Consider the following 15,684-nt stretch of genomic DNA (forward strand, 5'->3'; position numbering starts at 1 on the left):
CACTCCTCAGGCGTTCACGACGGGCGTGATCTTGACCGCGCATTTCTTGAAGTCGGTCTGTTTGCTGATGGGATCGGTGGCGTCGAGCGTCACCTTGTTGATGAGGACCGTGTGGTCGAAGAAGGGGACGAAGACCAGGCCGCGCGGCGGCTTGTTGCGTCCGCGCGTCTCGACCCGCACCCGAACCTCGCCGCGCCGCGACGTGATGCGCACCTCCTGCCCGCGCCGGACGTTCAGGTCCTTGGCGTCGTCGGGGTGCATGAACACCACGGCGTTGGGGAAGGCCTTGCGCAGCTCCGGCACGCGCAGGGTCATCGATCCACTGTGCCAGTGCTCGATCACGCGGCCGGTCGACAGCCAGAACGGGTAGTCGGCGTCGGGCGCTTCGGCTGGCGGCTCGTAGGGCAGGGCGAAGACGTTGGCCTTGCCGTCCTTGTTGCCGTAGAAGCGCATGCCCTCGCCGGCCTTCACGTAGGGATCGGAGCCCTCGCGGTAGCGCCACTTGGTCTCCTTGCCGTCCACCACCGGCCAGCGCAGGCCGCGCTCCTGGTGGTAGAGGTCGAAGGGCGCCAGATCATGGCCGTGGCCGCGGCCGAAGGCGGCATATTCCTCGAACAGGCCCTTCTGGACGTAGAAGCCGGCATCCTTGGCCTCGTGGTTCCCGTAGTTCGGGTCGAGGTCGGACAGCGGGAAGCGGTCGACCTGGCCGTTGCGGAACAGCACGTCGTAGAGGCTCTTGCCGCGGTATTCCGGCTTCTTGTTCAGGAGTTCTTCCGGCCACACCTCCTCGATGCGGAAGCGCTTGGAGAACTCCATGATCTGCCACAGGTCGGACTTGGCACCGTCCGGCGCGTCGACCAGCTGGCGCCACAGCTGGGTGCGGCGTTCGGCGTTGCCGTAGCCGCCCTCCTTCTCCACCCACATGGCGGTGGGCAGGATCAGGTCGGCGGCCAGCGCGGTCACGGTGGGGTAGGGATCGGAAACGACGACGAAGTTCTCCGGGTTGCGGTAGCCGGGGAAGGTCTCCTTCGCCGTGTTCGGGGCCGTCTGCATGTTGTTGTTGCACATGACCCAGTAGGCGTTGAGCTTGCCGTCCTTGAGCATGCGGTCCTGCAGAACGGCGTGGTAGCCGATCTTGTCGGGGATGGTCCCCTCCGGCAGCTTCCAGATCTCCTCGGCGTGTTTGCGGTGCTCGGGGTTGGTCACCACCATGTCGGCGGGCAGCCGGTGGGCGAAGGTGCCGACCTCGCGCGCGGTACCGCAGGCGGACGGCTGGCCGGTCAGCGAGAAGGGACCGTTGCCGGGCTGGGAGATTTTGCCGGTCAGCAGGTGGATGTTGTAGACGAGGTTGTTGGCCCAGACGCCCCGGACATGCTGGTTGAAGCCCATGGTCCAGAAGGACACGACCTTCACCTTCGGGTCGGCATACAGCTCGGCCAGCGCCTCCAGCCGGTTCTTCGGCACGCCCGACAGCTCATGCGCCTTGTCCAGCGTGTAGGGCTCGACGAACTTGGCGAACTCGTCGAAGCTGATCGGGTCGGAGTCGTTGGCCTTGGCGGCGTTCTTCGCCTTCTGCTCCAGCGCATGCTCGGGACGCAGGCCGTAGCCGATGTCGTCGCGGCCGCGCTTGAAGTTGCAGTGCTTCTCGATGAACTCCTTGTTCACCCGGCCGGTCTTGATGATGTGGTTGGCGATGTAGTTCAGGATCGCCAGGTCGGAACCGGGGGTGAAGACGAGGCCGATGTCGGCGAGGTCGAAGCTGCGGTGCTCGAAGGTCGACAGCACGGCGACCTTGCAGTCGGGATGGCTGAGGCGGCGGTCGGTGACGCGCGTCCACAGGATGGGGTGCATCTCCGCCATGTTGGAGCCCCACAGCACGAAGGCGTCGGCCTGCTCCATGTCGTCGTAGCAGCCCATCGGCTCGTCCATGCCGAAGGTGCGCATGAAGCCGGCCACCGCCGACGCCATGCAGTGGCGGGCGTTCGGGTCCAGGTTGTTGGAGCGCAGGCCGGCCTTCATCAGCTTGGAGGCGGCATAGCCCTCGTAGATGGTCCACTGGCCGGAACCGAACATGCCGACGGCGGTCGGACCCTTCTTCTTCAGGGTCTCCTTCCACTTCTGCGCCATGATGTCGAAGGCGGCGTCCCAGCTGACCGGCTGGAACTCGCCCTCCTTGTCGTACTTGCCGTCCTTCATGCGCAGCAGCGGCTGGTTCAGCCGGTCCTCGCCATACATGATCTTGGACAGGAAATAGCCCTTCACGCAGTTCAGGCCGCGGTTCACCTCGGCCTTCACGTCACCATGGGTGGCGACCACGCGGCCGTCCTTGACGCCGACCATCACGCCGCAGCCGGTTCCGCAGAACCGGCAGGGGGCCTTGGACCAGTTCAGCTTGGCGCCTTCGCCGGTGAGGATGTTGGCGGCCGATGCGGGCAACGAGATTCCGGCCGCCGCGGCGGCGGCAGCGGCGGCTTGCGCCTTCAGGTAATCGCGGCGGGACAGGAACATGGCAGGGAGACTCCAGTTTCGGAGGAAATTCGGTCGGGACAGGGCGGATGCGGCGCGCCTGGACGGTAGGGGCGTCAGGCTGCGTCGATCGCGTCCGCGGGTTCGTAGTGGTGGTAGACCATGGTCGTGGTGTGCACGCCGGGGACGGCGTTCAGCAGGGCGATGCGGTCCACCACCTCGGCGGCGCTGGCGGTGACCAGCGTCACGACGGCCTTGCCGTTCTCCGATGCGCACCACTCCAACCCGGCGACGGCGTTCGCCGCCTCGCGCACCGCCTCGGTGCAATCGGGGCTGTGCTGGATGACGAGGCTGGAGATGTGGACTTCGGGGGCGCGGGGCATGTCGGAAGACTCAGTGGGTGAGGAGCTGGTACATCCAGATCGAGAAGCCGTAGGCCGACACGGAGCCGATGGCGATCAGCGGCCAGACCAGGAAGGCCAGCCACAGGAACATCAGTCCCTCGGCCCGGCGGGTCGGAGCCGGATCGGACTCGGTCGCGATCCGATCGGACGGATGGGACAGGACGGGGGAACTGGTGGGCCTCATGGCTGCACTCTCGGTCGGTGCGGGAACGGATCGACCGATACCAAGGCATGGTCCTTAGGTACCGGTTTTCGGCCCTTAGTATCGATACTTTGGGGCGGTCTGGAATTGACCCAGGTCAAGCGGGGCTATTCACGCCTGTGACGGAATGGCGCGGCGGACCCTTCCGTCGCGCCGTGCAGGTGTTCCGGCCCGGACCGCGCTAGACTGGAGCCGGGTCTTGCGGGAAAGGCCCGGGGCTTCGGTTCGAGATGGGATGGCCATGGATTTGCTGCGCTCCTACTGGTCGCCGGCCGAGCTGGTGACCAACGGGCTGATTCTTCTGCATCTGTTGGGAGCGTTGGCGGTCGGGCTGCTGCTGGGCTACGAGCGCAGCTATCACGGGCGGGCGGCGGGGATGCGGACCTATGGGCTGGTCTGCTTGGCGTCGGCCGCGCTGACGGTGGTCAACGCCTATCCCGCCATGTGGTATGGCGGCATGGGAGTCCAGAGCGCCGCCGGGGCTGGCGACCCGACGCGGGTGATCCAGGGGATCGTGACCGGCATCGGCTTTCTCGGCGCCGGCGTGATCATGCGCGAGGGGCTGTCGATCCGCGGCCTGTCCACCGCCGCGTCGATCTGGGCGACCTCCGCGATCGGCATCATCATCGGGTTGGGCTTCTATGCCGTCGCCATCGCCGCCGCGCTGCTGACCATCCTAGTGATGAGCCTGCTGCGCCCGATCGAGCGGCTGCTGCCGCACCGCTCGGTGGTCCATCTGACGCTGGTCTTTCCCCGCGACAAGGCGCCGCCACCGGACGAACTGCGGGCGCAGGTGGCCCGCCATGGCTTCGAGGTGGTCGACTGGGCCTTCCACCTCGCCAACGGCAGCGGCCAGTTCGAATGCCAGCTGGTTCTGCAGGGCAAGGGCGACCTCGACCCGATGACGCTGGTCGCCGCACTCGCCTCGACAGACGCTTTGGTGGAGTTCAAGCTGTCGCCCTCGCGCATCTGACATGGTTGGGGAAAGATGGTGACGGAATGCATATGTGCTTAATCTTTTCCTAAAACTTTAGCTTTATCGAAGCCGTACGATGACCAAGGATGCGAAGAACGGCGGCGCGAGCGGCCGGTGGATGCAAAGCCGGCACGGCAGCCTGCCGGCCATCCGCATTCGCACCCCGGCGGAGCGCCGGCCCTCCAGCTTTCTGCCCGGCCATCTTCCCGATCTTTTGCGAGTCCTGCTTGGCGCGGCCCTGCTTTGGCTTTGCGCATTGAGCATTGCGTCCGCGTCCGCGCCGGTGGAGCCGCTGCGGCTGGAGTCGTCCACCGCCGGCGCCACGCTGGCCGGCCATTTCACCCGGCTGGTCGATCCAGAGCGCAAGCTGGACTTCGCCGACATCCTGAAGGCCGATGCCGCAGGAGGCATGGAGCCGCGCAGCGATTTCCGCGGGGCCGGCCAGACCCGCGACATCCATTGGTACCGTTTCGACCTGCTGCGCGCGCCCGGCGCCCCGGCCGACTGGATCCTGGAGATGGGCGAGGCCTACATCGACCATCTCGACCTGTTCGTTCCGAAACTGATGGGGCCGAAATCGATGGACCCCAAATCGATGGGGGCGGACGGCCGGCCGCAAAGTCCGGACGCCTACCGGCTGGTCCGGCTCGGGGATTTCGTGCCCTTCAGCCAGCGGCCGATGAAGACGCGGCTGCACGCCCTGCCGCTGACCCTGCCGGAAGGGCAACCGGTCTCGCTCTATCTGCGCGTCGATTCGATCAGCGCCATCCGCCTGTCCGCCCGGATGTGGACGCCGGCGGCCTATGTCGGCCACCAGACGCCCGACCTGCTGTTCCAGGGCCTGTTCCTCGGCGTGCTGGGAATCCTGACGCTGGGATACGTCGCGCTGGGGCTGCTTCTGCGCGACGGAGCGCTGCTGGCCTACACCGGCTATGTCGCCACCGTCTTCTGCTACTACCTGTTCGCCAACGGCATCGCCGCCGCCCTGCTGCCGGACATGCCGGGCTGGGCCATCAACATGATGGTGGGCAGCAGCGGCTTCCTGGGCTTCGCCGCGGCGCTGATCATGTGGGTCTATATCCTCGACCTGCGGAGCGGGGCGCCGTGGCTGCGCCGCTGTTACCAGGGGCTGGCGCTGCTGTCCGTGCTGATGCTGCCGACGACGGTGTCGCCGCTCTATGCCCTGACCAATCCGGTGGTGACGCTGTCGGCGCTGATCGTGGTGGTGATCGCGCTGGTGCTGACTGCGCGCATGGCCTGGCTGAATCCCGCCGACCCCAGCCCGCGCTTCTATCTGGCCAGCACGCTGGTCTCGCTCGCCGGCCTGCTGCTGACGCAGATGTCGCTGCGCGGCGTGCTGCCGGCCGATTTCGCCGTCGCCGATCCTTATCAGATCTCGTCCATGCTGGCGGTTCTGGTGCTGGGCGTCGGTCTGGCCCTGCGCATCGGCCGCCTGCAGTCCGAACGGCTGCGCGCCCGCGAGGAGTCGGCCTTCGCCACCAAGCGGGCGGAGGAGCAGCGCACCTTCATCGCAATGCTGTCGCACGAGTTCCGCACCCCGCTCGCCTCCATCGACAGCGCGGCGCAGATGATCGAGCTGTCGGGGGCGGTCACGGCGCCGGCGGCGCTGACCCGGCTGGAGCGCATCCGCAACACCACCCGCAAGATGGTCGAACTGGTGGAGCTGTTCCTGTCCTCCGACGCGCTGGACCAGGGGGCGCTGGCGCTGAAGCCGGAACCGGTGGCGCTGGGCCAGCTGATGGAGGAGGCGTTGGGCGGCCTGATGGGGACGGAGGCGGAGGACCGGCTGGAGGTGGCGGTGGAGACGCCGGACCACCCGCTGCTGGTCGACGCGCCGTTCCTGGGGGTGGCGATCGGCAACCTCGTGCAGAACGCCCTGCGCTATTCGCCCCCGGAGGCGCCGGTGCGGGTGACGGCCGGCTATGATGCGGCCGGGGATGGAGGGGAAATCGTCATCCGCGTCGCCGACCGCGGGCGCGGCATGGCGCCTGAGGAGGTGGAGCGGATCGGCTCCATCTATTTCCGCGCCTCCTCCTCGCGCGGGACGAAGGGCACCGGGCTGGGGCTCTATATGACGAAGAAGATCGTTGCCGCCCATGGCGGCACCCTGACGGTGGAGAGCACGCGCGAGGAAGGCTCCGTCTTCACCATCCGGTTGCCGGATGACGGCGGGCAGCCATCGGCCGTCGGCCGTCTCGCGGCCCAGTGAAGGCGGGAGCCTAGTAGAGCGTCTTCGGGATCCGCTCCGTCAGAGAGCGGTCATAGGCGTCGCCGCCCTCGCGGCCGGCGCTGGCCTCGGCCAGCAGCGACCCCACCGACGGCAGGCTGGCGCGCGGCACCTGCGCCGCAGGGTCCCACAGGTGGGAACGCAGCAGGGCGCGGGAGCACTGGAAGAACACCGTCTCGATGGTCACCACCAGCACCGATTTCGGCGCCTTGCCGTCGACGGCGAAGCTTTCGCACAGATCCTGGTCGGTATCGATCACCGCGCGGCCGTTGACGCGCAGGGTCTCGTTCAGCCCCGGCACCAGGAACAGCAGCCCGACGCGAGGATCGGCCAGGATGTTGCGCAGGCTGTCGATGCGGTTGTTGCCGCGGCGGTCGGGGATCAGCAGGGTGCGGTCGTCCGCCACCCGGACGAAGCCCGGTTCGTCGCCGCGCGGCGAGGCGTCCAGCCCGCCCGGCCCGCTGGTGGCGAGAACGAAGAAGGGCGACGCCTCGATCAGCGCGCGGTAGCCGGGGGTCAGCGACGGCACCTCCTTGGCGATGGAGGCGGGAACCGGTTCGCCATAGAGGGCTTCCAGCGCGGCGGGGTCGGTGAGGGGGCGGCTCATTTCGACTCCAGCAGGAAATAAACGAAGTCGATGGACGGGGTTTCCAGCCCGAACTGGCTCAGCAGGCCGTGGGCCTGCCCGCGATGATGGGTCTGGTGGTTGAACACGTGGGTCAGCACCTGGGCGAAGGGAAGCTCGTGGGCCGTGCCCGCCATGCTGCGGTAGGAGAGGACCGACTCGAACCTCTCCGCCGGGGTCGCGGCCAGCACGCGCAGGATGCGCTCGTCCTCCGCCTCGCGGGCGGCACGGAGGCCGGCAAAGTCGTCGAACAGGATCTCGTCCAACGCCGAGGGCTTCGGCCCGGCGCCCTCGATCCGCTCCAGCCAAACCCGGTCGGCGACCAGGATGTGGTTCAGCGTGCCGCGCACCGACCGGAAGAAGGCGTCGCGGTCCTCGCGGAACTGCGCGTCGGACAGTTGCGACGCGACTTCGTAAAGGCGGCGATTGGCCCAGCGGTTGTAGCGGGCGAGCGTCTCGAAATGCGGTTTGGGGTCCATGGGGAGCCTTTGGCATTGAGTATGTGCCCTCTCCCGTCCCGGGAGAGGGAGGGGACCCGCGCCGAAGGCGTGGGGAGGGTGAGGGATAGGGCAAGAATCCCGAAGCGCATGGCTTCGTGCCTCACCCCTCACCCTTCCCATGCTCCGCATGGGCCCCTTCCCTCTCCCGGGGCTCTCAGCGGATCTCCGATCCGCCTGACGCCGTCAGCACAAACGAAGTTTGTGCGAGAGGCGGGAGAGGGAGGATCAATCACACGCCTGCGCGCTTCGCCGACAGGCCGGCGTGGGACAGCAGGACCTCGCGCTTGCCCTGGTGGTTGGCCGGGCCGACGACGCGCTCGGTCTCCATCCGCTCCACCAGACGGGCGGCGCGGTTGTAGCCGATCTGCAGCTGACGCTGGATGAAGCTGACCGACACCTTGCCCTCGCGCACCACGAGGTTGACGGCCTGCATGTACAGGTCGTCGCCGGTGGCAGCCGAACCGCCGTCCTCGTCCTCCACCGCGGCGGCTTCCTCCTCCTCCTCGGTGATGGCGGTGACGTAGTTGGGGGCGCCCTGCGCCTTGACGTACTGGACGATCTCCTCGACCTCCGAATCGGAGACGAAGGGGCCGTGGACACGGGTGATGCGGCCGCCGCCCTGCATGTACAGCATGTCGCCCTGGCCCAGCAGCTGCTCCGCCCCGGCTTCGCCCAGGATGGTGCGGCTGTCGATCTTGCTGGTGACCTGGAAGCTGATGCGGGTCGGGAAGTTGGCCTTGATGGTGCCGGTGATGACGTCGACCGACGGGCGCTGCGTCGCCATGATCAGGTGGATGCCGGCGGCGCGCGCCATCTGGGCCAGACGCTGGATCGCCGCTTCAATCTCCTTGCCGGCGACCAGCATCAGGTCGGCCATCTCGTCGACGATGACCACGATGTAAGGCAGCGGCGTCGGCTCCGACGGCGTCAGGTCGAAGACGTTCTCCGGCTCGCCCGGCGCCGGGGTCCGACGGGGCATCTTCTCGCCATTGGCGATCATCTCCGCCATGCGGGCGTTGTAGCCCTCGATGTTGCGCACGCCGAGCTTGGACATCGCCTCGTAGCGGCTTTCCATCTCGCGCACGGCCCAGCGCAGTGCCACCACCGCCTTTTTCGGATCGGTGACGACGGGGGTCAGCAGATGCGGGATGCCGTCATAGACCGACAGCTCCAGCATCTTGGGATCGACCATGATGAAGCGGCAGCGCTCCGGCGGCAGCCGATAGAGCAGCGACAGGATCATCGTGTTGATCGCCACCGACTTGCCCGAGCCGGTGGTGCCGGCGACCAGCAGGTGCGGCATGCGGGCGAGGTCGGCCACCACCGGTTCGCCGCTGATATCCTTGCCGAGCGCGATGGCGAGCTGCGCCGTGGTGTTGCGGAAGGCGTCGTGGTCGAAGCTCTCGCGCAGATAGACCATCTCGCGCACCGGGTTCGGCAGCTCGACGCCGATGACGCTGCGGCCGGGGACGATGGCGATGCGGGCGGTCACCACGCTCATGGAGCGGGCGATGTCGTCGGTCAGGTTGATGACGGTCGCCGACTTGGTGCCGGGCGCCGGCTCGAACTCGTAGAGGGTGACGACCGGGCCGGGGCGAACGTCCATGATCTCGCCGCGGACGCGGAAGTTCTTCAGGACGGTTTCCAGCATCCGCGCATTGCGGGCCAGCACCGATTCGTCATGCTGCTGGACCGGGCGCGGCGGCGGGTTCTGCAGCAGCGCGACGGCGGGCAGCGAATAGACGGCGGGATAGTCCACCGGCTCCGCCGGAGCGGCAGGTGCGGCAGCGGGGGCAGCTTGCGGCGCGTCCGGGGCGGGCGCGCAGGGGCTTGCCGCTTCCGGTGCCGGCGCAGCTTCGCACGGGGTGGCGGCAGGGGGCTCCGCCTCGGCCGGGTCGCGGGCCTCATAGGCCCATTCGACGCCCGACAGGAAGGCGAAGCCGGCGACCACCGCCAGCGCCTCGTCCGACAGGTTGGTGGAATAGACGGTGCCGGCGCGCGGGGTGCCGGGCAGAACCTCCACATCCCACATCACGCGGCCATCGGGGCGCGGGTTGGGGACGAGGTTGAAGGGGCGGCCGTTCAGCGCGCACCACAGATTGAATTCGTCGGCGGTCACCACGCCCGCCTGGGTGGGCGGGGCGGCGAGATGCGGCATACGCGGGGTCATGCCGAGGCTCCCGGCTTCTGAACGGTGAGGGGGACTGGACCGGAGGAGGAGCCGCCCGGCCCCGAGGCATGCCCAGGGGAGTATACCTGGGGGCGGGCAGCCAGCTCGCGCGGCGTCATCTCGTAGGCGGCGACCAGCAGCTTGTCGATGCCGACCCCGTCGCTGGACATCGGCAGGACCAGCCGTTCGAAGCTGCGGCTGCGGCCGCCGAAGACGGCGGTGTGGACACGGGCGACGGGCAGCCGTTCGCGGCGCACCGTCTCGTATTCCGGCTGCAGCACGGCGCGCTGTTCCGGCGGCAGATCGTCCAGCGTTGCGCCCAGGCGCGACTGACCGAAGGCCGCGACCAGCGCCTTGCCGTAATAGGAATAGACGAAGGTGCCGGCTTCCTCCCCGATCACCTCGAACACGACGATGTTGTCCTTCCACGGCCGCAGGTCGGCCGGGGAGATGCTGCTGGGGACCGGCGGCCGGCCGGCGACGGATTTGGTGAGCCAGAATTCGAGCAGGCCGCTGAGGGACGGCGTCGCCAGCTCGGTTCTTTCCTTGGTCATGACAATCGCAGCTGGACGGGCGGCGCTCCCGCGGGGGTAACGCCGCCGGAGCTTTCAAGAGCCGCCGGAACCATACCCGCAAGGGCCGGTGCGGCGCAACCGCAAGGGCCAAGCCCGGCGGGTGTGCCGCAATCCCGCTTTTACCGCTGCTTCATCCCGCAGCGCCCATCACGCCGCGCCCATCACGCCGCGCAGGAGACGCCGGTGCCGCCAAGGCCGCAGTAGCCGTTGGGATTCTTGGCAAGATACTGCTGGTGGTAGGCTTCCGCGAAGTAGAAGGGCGGGGCCTCGCGGATCTCGGTGGTGATCGGGCCGTATCCGGCCTGGGCCAGCCGATCCTGGTAGGCCGCCAGCGTCGCCTCCGCCGCCGCCTTCTGGGCGGGGCTGTGGGTGTAGACGGCGGAGCGGTACTGGGTGCCGACGTCGTTGCCCTGGCGCATGCCCTGGGTCGGGTCGTGCGATTCCCAGAAGACGCGCAGCAGATCCTCGGCCTTCACCATGGCCGGGTCGTAGACGACGCGCACCGCCTCGGTGTGGCCGGTGCGGCCGGAACAGACCTCTTCATAGGTCGGGTTCGGGGTGTGGCCGCCCTGGTAGCCGACGGCGGTCACCCAGACGCCGGGAACCTGCCAGAACTTGCGCTCCGCCCCCCAGAAGCAGCCGAGCCCGAGGTCGATGACCTCCAATCCGGGCGGGTAGGGCGGGGCGAGGCGGTGGCCGTTGACGTGATGCTGGTCGGGCACCGGAACGGCTTGGCTGCGGCCGGGCAGCGCCTCCTCCGGCGTCGGCAGCGTCGGCGGCTTGCGCATGAAATGCCCCAGCATGGTCGGGTCTCCCATCAGTAGCGATCCGTTGGAGGGACCCCTTATGTCGGGTCGCGGCCCGGCCGCGGCAAGATGGCGCAGGGCTGGCTGTCCATGCCGGGACCTTCGGGCGGCTCCGTGTGTTTGACCCTGTGACCCAGGGGGAACTTGAGAAAGGAGAGTCACTATGGCGAGCACCACCGACGACCGCCTGGTCGAATCGCTGATCGACCATGGCCGCCGCAACGGCAACCGCCTGAGCGCCGAGGCGCTGGGCGGCATCCTGCCCGTGGACACTATGACGCCGGAGGAAACCGCCGCGGTGATCGAGCGGGTCGAGGCGGCCGGTGTCGAGGTCGAACTGGACGATTCGCGCCTGATGCAGGGCCGTCCCAACCCGGCGCTGGCCCGGCAGACCGGCGATTACCGCCGCGGCGACGGCGTGGTCGACATGGCGAGCCCGGCGGCGCCGGCGGTCTCGGCCCCCGGTGCCGTGCCGTCGCGCCATGGCTGGGCCGACGACATCGGGACCGGACATGCGGGCCATCACCATGGCGCCGCGCCGACCTGGACGCGCAACGGGGTGGAACTGCTGCCGCTGGCGTCGGTCGCCGTGGTCGCGCTCTTGTTGATCCTGATGCTCGGGTAGCGCTGGAGCGCGTTCAGCCCGTCGCCAGTGCGTGGATGAGGATGGCGGCGGTGGCGGCGACGTTCAGCGACTGGACGCGCCCGCTGCCGGGGATGGTCAGCACCGCCTCGCAGGCCGCGAGCGTGGCCGGCGGGATGCCATCCTCCTCGTTGCCCAGGATGACGGCGGGCGGTTTTGTGTTCTGCTTGCCGCGCCAGCCGGTCAGCGCGCCGGCATCCACCGTCGGGCGCGTCTGGTCCAGTGCCGTGCCGAAGACCCGGTGGCTGGTGCGCAGCCGCTTCAGCAGCGCGGGCAATGCTGGGGCGCGCTCCAGCGTCACCCACTCGAACCCGCCCTCCGCCACGCGGTAGGCGGCCTCCGACGGCAAGGCCTGGCCGGGATGGTCGGAGACCAGCACGCGCGGCAGTCCGAAGAAGGCAGCGGTCCGCAGGATGGCGCCCAGATTGTGCGGGTTGCCGACGCCGTCCAGGATCAGCAGCGGCTCGCCCGCGCGGCGCGCGACCTCCGGATCGAACAGCGGCACGCTGCGCGGCGCCATCAGTGCCACCACTCCGCCATGCAGGACGGTGCCGGCGACCTTCGCCAGCTCCTCTCCCTCCACCATGCGGTAGGGCCTGCGGGCGGCCGCCATCGCCTTGCAGAAGGCCCCGACCGCCGGTTTCAGCCGCTCGTCGAAGAACAGGCGCTCCACCCGCTCCGGTTCATGGGCGAAGAGGGCAGAGACGGCAGCCAGCCCGGCGACGCGGAACAGCTTGCGCGATTCCGTGGGCTCCGGGGTGGACGGAGCTGTCGGGGCGGCGGGCCTGGGGTGGTGGGGGCGGGAGCGGCTGGGATGGGGCGGGCGCCCGCGCGGAGGCATGGAGGTCCTGTCTGTCTGAAATAGGGCGGCGGGTTACAGCAGCTTCACCACCAGGAAGCCGCCGATCAGCGCCACCGCGAACACGCTGGTGACGAGCGTCAGCCGCTTTTCGATGAAGGCGCGGATCGGCGGGCCGAAGAAATACAGCAGCGCCGCGACCAGATAGAAGCGCATCGACCGCGAGATGATCGAGGCGCCGATGAACACCCACAGCGGCAGGTGCGCCACGCCGGCGGTGATGGTCAGCAGCTTGTAGGGGATGGGCGTCATGCCCTTGATGATCAGGATCTCCGCGCCGTAATCGACGAAGGTCTGGCGCAGCTGCTCGAACTTGTCGGTCAGGTGGTAGAATTCGATCACCCAGCGGCCGATGGTCTCGTACAGGAAATAGCCGATCATGTAGCCGGCGATGCCGCCGACCACCGACGCCAGCGTGCAGATCGTCGCCAGCTTCCAGGCCGCCTTGCGGTTGGCGATGACCATCGGCACCAGCAGCAGGTCCGGCGGCAGCGGGAAGAAGGAGCTTTCGGCGAAGGACACCCCGGCCAGCCACTTGGTCGAATCCTTCGACGCGGCCTTGGCCATGGTCCAGTCGTAAAGACGCTTCAGCATGAATGGGCCGTCCTTCGTCGCTGCCGTTGCGGTGCGCCGTAAGGCGCTTGTTGCACTGCGCCGTAAGGCGCATCTGGCTCCTTTTAGGCGGGAGCGTGCCGGTGCGCCAGTGCCCAATTCGATCGCCCCCGGACAGGCAGGACCCATCCGGAGGCGTTAGCCCGGTCATGCGAGGCGGCTTTGAGCCGGTGTCGTCAGGCGACGGCAAGACCCTTCTGCGTCGCATTGGCGTTCGCCGTGGCGGCTTCCGCCGGAGCGGCCTTGCGGCGCTCGCCGCGCAGGCGCAGCAGGTTGGCGGCGGCGCTGAAGGCGTCCGAGGCCATGGCGAAAGGCGACATCACCAGCGCGTTGTGGCTGATCCAGAAGGCACCGGCCACCAGCAGCAGCAGGCGCATGCGCACCGCATCCGACTGCCAGCGCGCCAGCGTGGAGAAGGTGATGCCCAGGCTGGACAGCGCCGAGGGCAGGCCCGACCAGGTGAAGACGGCGATCGTCGCGATGGCCGGCACAGTGGCGGCGAAGGTCGCTGTCTGCCAGCGGTTGCGCCCCTCCGGCATCGCCACCAGGGCCTGCGTCACCACCAGCAGGCACAGCGCCGCCGCGGTGTGGGCACCCAGCAGCACATAGTGGATGATGAACATCAGGTTGGTCGCCGCCTGCCCGGCCAGCAGGGCGGGGCGCTTCTTCATCAGCGGCCACAGGCACGAACCGGCGAAGGCGGCCGCACCGAAGGCATCGGCGGCGGTGATGGTCAGCGGGAGGGACAGCATGGCGCGGGTGGCTCGGGAGGGGGCTGAAGGGCGCAAGGGACCCCTTGCGGTGCCGCGGAGGCGGCCCGTTCGGGTGGTGTGGCGGATGGCATGCCGGGAAAACGTCTGTTGCCGATCGGTCACGCTGGGACCAAGCTGCAACGGAGCCATATGTACGGCGCAGCGCCCCGCCGCACCACCGGGCTTCCCGGTGCCCAGGGCTGCACCGCGCGCATGGAAGAAAAAGCGCACCGCAGTGCTTGGCGGAGCCTTGGCGATAACTTGAAGCGGCCAAGCCGATGACTTGGCTGGCAAATCAAGCGGTCAGCCGGCCGGCGGCGTCTCGGACCCGTTCTCGTCTCCGGGCTGCTCGTCCTTCAGCATCTCGTCCAGCCAGCGCAGGTGCGGTTCGGCGGCCTTGCGGGCCTCCTCCTGCATGCGGCGGTAGCGGGCGACCACCTCCTGCCCCAGCGGGGTCAGGCCGGCGCCGCCGCCCTCGCGGCCGCCGACGCTGGTGCGGATCACCGGCTCGCGGAAGGCGGTGTTCATCGTCTCCACCAGGAACCAGGCGCGCCGGAAGGTCATGTCCAGCGACCGCGCCGCGGCGGAGATGGAGCCGGTGCGGTCGATGGCCTCCAGCAACGCGATCTTGCCGGGGCCGATGGCGCCCGACGGGTGCATGAAGCGGACGCGAAGGTCGGTGGACATGGCGTTTGTCGGGGGCTTTCCGGTGGGATGGCGTTCCGATGGGATCCGAACGGATCGGAACAACCATGTGGGGGCGGTCCCACCGGTTCAAGCGACAAGTGGCGCAATAGGGGCAACCACCGATGGAGGCGCGATACGTCGCACCCCCCGGTGCTCGCGTGGCGTGGCGCCCCCGGCGCGGCGCTCAGTCCGCCCCGGCGGCCTCGGCGAGGCCCAGGAAGGCGGGCAGTTCGTGGGTGACGACATAGGTGGGGATCGGGGCCAGGAAGTCGCGCATGCGGCCCTTCTCGGCGAAGCGCTTGCGGAAGCGGGAATGGGCGAACAGCGTCCCCAGCCTCGGCACGATGCCGCCGGCGATGTAGACGCCGCCCCGCGCGCCCAGCGTCAAAGCGAGGTTGCCGGCGACGGTGCCCAGCATCGCGCAGAACATCTCCACCGCCTCCACGCAGTGGGGCTCGGTCCCGGCCAGGGCGTTGTCGGTGATCTGGGCGGGGGTGGGGGCGGCGGGTTCGCGCCCGTCGAGGATCGACAGGGCGTTGTATAGGTTGACGAGGCCCGGCCCCGACAGCACCCGCTCGGCCGAGACATGGTCGAAGCCCTTGCGCAGCTGGCCCAGCACGGCGCTCTCACGGTCGCTGATCGGCGCCATGGTGACGTGGCCGCCCTCGCCCGACAGCGCCGTCCAGCGGCCGTTCGCCCCCGGCACCAGCCCCGACACGCCCAGCCCGCTGCCCGGCCCCAGCACGGCGACGACGGCACCCGGATGCGGAGACCCTTCGCCGACCTGCCGCCGGTCCTCCTCGGCCAGACGCGGCACCGACAGGGCGACGGCGGTGAAGTCGTTGATGACGACCAGTCCCTCCAGCGCCAGGGCGTCGCGCACCCGGCCGACGGAGAATTGCCAGACCAGATTGGTCATGGCGATGTGGTCGCCGGTGACCGGCCCGGCCACCGCGAAGGCGCCGTGCCGCGGCCGGCCCGGCGTGCCCGGCGCAGCCAGCCCGATCGCCGACAGGTAGGCGGTGGCCGCGTCTTCGATCGAACCATAATCAGCACAGCGCAGCACCCGCGCCTCGCGCACCATCCGGCCGTCGATCAGGCCGAAGCGCGCGTTGGTGGCACCGATGTCTGCGACGAGGATGGGAGAGGCGGCCATGGG

General features: G+C 68.9%; 16 protein-coding genes. 3 read left to right on the plus strand and 13 right to left on the minus strand.

Translation table 11 applies throughout. The features are described 5' to 3' along the window. Window positions 1–6: 6 nt before the first annotated feature. The 3 genes from napA to ACWPKK_RS00575 all read right to left on the minus strand — a co-directional run bounded on the left by napA (window position 7) and on the right by ACWPKK_RS00575 (window position 3,054). Window positions 7–2,508, minus strand: a complete 2,502-nt coding sequence (gene napA / locus ACWPKK_RS00565) for a nitrate reductase catalytic subunit NapA (RefSeq protein WP_452000377.1) — start codon at window positions 2,506–2,508, stop codon at window positions 7–9. Between the two features lie 74 nt (window positions 2,509–2,582). Further along, window positions 2,583–2,849, minus strand: coding sequence for a chaperone NapD (locus ACWPKK_RS00570; protein ID WP_452000379.1), 267 nt, complete (start codon window positions 2,847–2,849; stop codon window positions 2,583–2,585). 10 nt (window positions 2,850–2,859) lie between these two features. After that, window positions 2,860–3,054, minus strand: a complete 195-nt coding sequence (locus ACWPKK_RS00575; protein ID WP_014246631.1) for a periplasmic nitrate reductase, NapE protein — start codon at window positions 3,052–3,054, stop codon at window positions 2,860–2,862. A gap of 253 nt (window positions 3,055–3,307) precedes the next feature. On the opposite strand from ACWPKK_RS00575, the gene ACWPKK_RS00580 reads away from it, so the two are divergent. Both ACWPKK_RS00580 and ACWPKK_RS00585 read left to right on the plus strand, forming a co-directional pair. Continuing rightward, on the plus strand, window positions 3,308–4,045 hold the full coding sequence (locus tag ACWPKK_RS00580; RefSeq protein ID WP_452000381.1) for an MgtC/SapB family protein: 738 nt from the start codon (window positions 3,308–3,310) through the stop codon (window positions 4,043–4,045). Window positions 4,046–4,124: 79 nt separating this feature from the next. Further along, on the plus strand, window positions 4,125–6,278 hold the full coding sequence (locus tag ACWPKK_RS00585; RefSeq protein WP_452000383.1) for a sensor histidine kinase: 2,154 nt from the start codon (window positions 4,125–4,127) through the stop codon (window positions 6,276–6,278). 10 nt (window positions 6,279–6,288) lie between these two features. Here the strand turns inward: ACWPKK_RS00585 and ACWPKK_RS00590 are convergent, their stop codons facing one another. The 5 genes from ACWPKK_RS00590 to msrA all read right to left on the minus strand — a co-directional run bounded on the left by ACWPKK_RS00590 (window position 6,289) and on the right by msrA (window position 10,969). Beyond that, window positions 6,289–6,903, minus strand: a complete 615-nt coding sequence (locus tag ACWPKK_RS00590) for a pyridoxamine 5'-phosphate oxidase family protein (RefSeq protein ID WP_452000385.1) — start codon at window positions 6,901–6,903, stop codon at window positions 6,289–6,291. Next, the gene (locus ACWPKK_RS00595) at window positions 6,900–7,400 is read right to left on the minus strand and encodes a DinB family protein (RefSeq protein WP_452000386.1); all 501 of its coding nucleotides are present in this window, start codon (window positions 7,398–7,400) and stop codon (window positions 6,900–6,902) included. The genes ACWPKK_RS00590 and ACWPKK_RS00595 overlap by 4 nt, the downstream gene beginning before the upstream one ends. A gap of 250 nt (window positions 7,401–7,650) precedes the next feature. After that, window positions 7,651–9,591: a DNA translocase FtsK gene (locus tag ACWPKK_RS00600; RefSeq protein WP_452000388.1), complete on the minus strand. Its 1,941-nt coding sequence runs from the start codon at window positions 9,589–9,591 to the stop codon at window positions 7,651–7,653. Further along, a complete protein-coding gene (locus ACWPKK_RS00605) occupies window positions 9,588–10,145 on the minus strand; it encodes a PAS domain-containing protein (RefSeq protein ID WP_452000389.1) in 558 nt (185 codons plus the stop codon). The genes ACWPKK_RS00600 and ACWPKK_RS00605 overlap by 4 nt, the downstream gene beginning before the upstream one ends. Before the next feature lie 182 nt (window positions 10,146–10,327). Beyond that, window positions 10,328–10,969, minus strand: a complete 642-nt coding sequence (gene msrA / locus ACWPKK_RS00610) for a peptide-methionine (S)-S-oxide reductase MsrA (protein WP_452004675.1) — start codon at window positions 10,967–10,969, stop codon at window positions 10,328–10,330. 166 nt (window positions 10,970–11,135) lie between these two features. Between msrA and ACWPKK_RS00615 the strand changes: the two genes are divergently transcribed. Continuing rightward, on the plus strand, window positions 11,136–11,597 hold the full coding sequence (locus ACWPKK_RS00615; RefSeq protein WP_452000391.1) for a hypothetical protein: 462 nt from the start codon (window positions 11,136–11,138) through the stop codon (window positions 11,595–11,597). 13 nt (window positions 11,598–11,610) lie between these two features. On the opposite strand, the gene ACWPKK_RS00620 is transcribed toward ACWPKK_RS00615, so the two are convergent. The 5 genes from ACWPKK_RS00620 to ACWPKK_RS00640 all read right to left on the minus strand — a co-directional run bounded on the left by ACWPKK_RS00620 (window position 11,611) and on the right by ACWPKK_RS00640 (window position 15,681). Beyond that, a complete protein-coding gene (locus tag ACWPKK_RS00620) occupies window positions 11,611–12,456 on the minus strand; it encodes a TrmH family RNA methyltransferase (protein WP_452000393.1) in 846 nt (281 codons plus the stop codon). A gap of 33 nt (window positions 12,457–12,489) precedes the next feature. Further along, on the minus strand, window positions 12,490–13,068 hold the full coding sequence (locus ACWPKK_RS00625; RefSeq protein ID WP_324869731.1) for a YqaA family protein: 579 nt from the start codon (window positions 13,066–13,068) through the stop codon (window positions 12,490–12,492). Window positions 13,069–13,262: 194 nt separating this feature from the next. Continuing rightward, window positions 13,263–13,838 (minus strand): YgjV family protein, encoded by a 576-nt coding sequence (locus ACWPKK_RS00630; RefSeq protein ID WP_452000395.1) that lies wholly within the window; start codon window positions 13,836–13,838, stop codon window positions 13,263–13,265. Window positions 13,839–14,141: 303 nt separating this feature from the next. Continuing rightward, complete coding sequence (locus ACWPKK_RS00635) at window positions 14,142–14,525, minus strand: winged helix-turn-helix domain-containing protein (RefSeq protein WP_324869733.1); 384 nt, start codon at window positions 14,523–14,525, stop codon at window positions 14,142–14,144. Window positions 14,526–14,709: 184 nt separating this feature from the next. Further along, window positions 14,710–15,681, minus strand: coding sequence for a glucokinase (locus tag ACWPKK_RS00640; protein ID WP_452000397.1), 972 nt, complete (start codon window positions 15,679–15,681; stop codon window positions 14,710–14,712). Between the last annotated feature and the right edge of the window lie 3 nt (window positions 15,682–15,684).

The sequence above is a fragment of the Azospirillum largimobile genome (genome assembly GCF_977007025.2).

Coding starts and splice junctions, on each gene's coding strand:
- napA (WP_452000377.1), bottom strand. CDS start 2,508: ATGTTCCTGTCCCGCCGCGATTACCTGAAGGCGCAAGCCGCCGCTGCC.
- ACWPKK_RS00570 (WP_452000379.1), bottom strand. CDS start 2,849: ATGCCCCGCGCCCCCGAAGTCCACATCTCCAGCCTCGTCATCCAGCAC.
- ACWPKK_RS00575 (WP_014246631.1), bottom strand. CDS start 3,054: ATGAGGCCCACCAGTTCCCCCGTCCTGTCCCATCCGTCCGATCGGATC.
- ACWPKK_RS00580 (WP_452000381.1), top strand. CDS start 3,308: ATGGCCATGGATTTGCTGCGCTCCTACTGGTCGCCGGCCGAGCTGGTG.
- ACWPKK_RS00585 (WP_452000383.1), top strand. CDS start 4,125: ATGACCAAGGATGCGAAGAACGGCGGCGCGAGCGGCCGGTGGATGCAA.
- ACWPKK_RS00590 (WP_452000385.1), bottom strand. CDS start 6,903: ATGAGCCGCCCCCTCACCGACCCCGCCGCGCTGGAAGCCCTCTATGGC.
- ACWPKK_RS00595 (WP_452000386.1), bottom strand. CDS start 7,400: ATGGACCCCAAACCGCATTTCGAGACGCTCGCCCGCTACAACCGCTGG.
- ACWPKK_RS00600 (WP_452000388.1), bottom strand. CDS start 9,591: ATGACCCCGCGTATGCCGCATCTCGCCGCCCCGCCCACCCAGGCGGGC.
- ACWPKK_RS00605 (WP_452000389.1), bottom strand. CDS start 10,145: ATGACCAAGGAAAGAACCGAGCTGGCGACGCCGTCCCTCAGCGGCCTG.
- msrA (WP_452004675.1), bottom strand. CDS start 10,969: ATGCTGGGGCATTTCATGCGCAAGCCGCCGACGCTGCCGACGCCGGAG.
- ACWPKK_RS00615 (WP_452000391.1), top strand. CDS start 11,136: ATGGCGAGCACCACCGACGACCGCCTGGTCGAATCGCTGATCGACCAT.
- ACWPKK_RS00620 (WP_452000393.1), bottom strand. CDS start 12,456: ATGCCTCCGCGCGGGCGCCCGCCCCATCCCAGCCGCTCCCGCCCCCAC.
- ACWPKK_RS00625 (WP_324869731.1), bottom strand. CDS start 13,068: ATGCTGAAGCGTCTTTACGACTGGACCATGGCCAAGGCCGCGTCGAAG.
- ACWPKK_RS00630 (WP_452000395.1), bottom strand. CDS start 13,838: ATGCTGTCCCTCCCGCTGACCATCACCGCCGCCGATGCCTTCGGTGCG.
- ACWPKK_RS00635 (WP_324869733.1), bottom strand. CDS start 14,525: ATGTCCACCGACCTTCGCGTCCGCTTCATGCACCCGTCGGGCGCCATC.
- ACWPKK_RS00640 (WP_452000397.1), bottom strand. CDS start 15,681: ATGGCCGCCTCTCCCATCCTCGTCGCAGACATCGGTGCCACCAACGCG.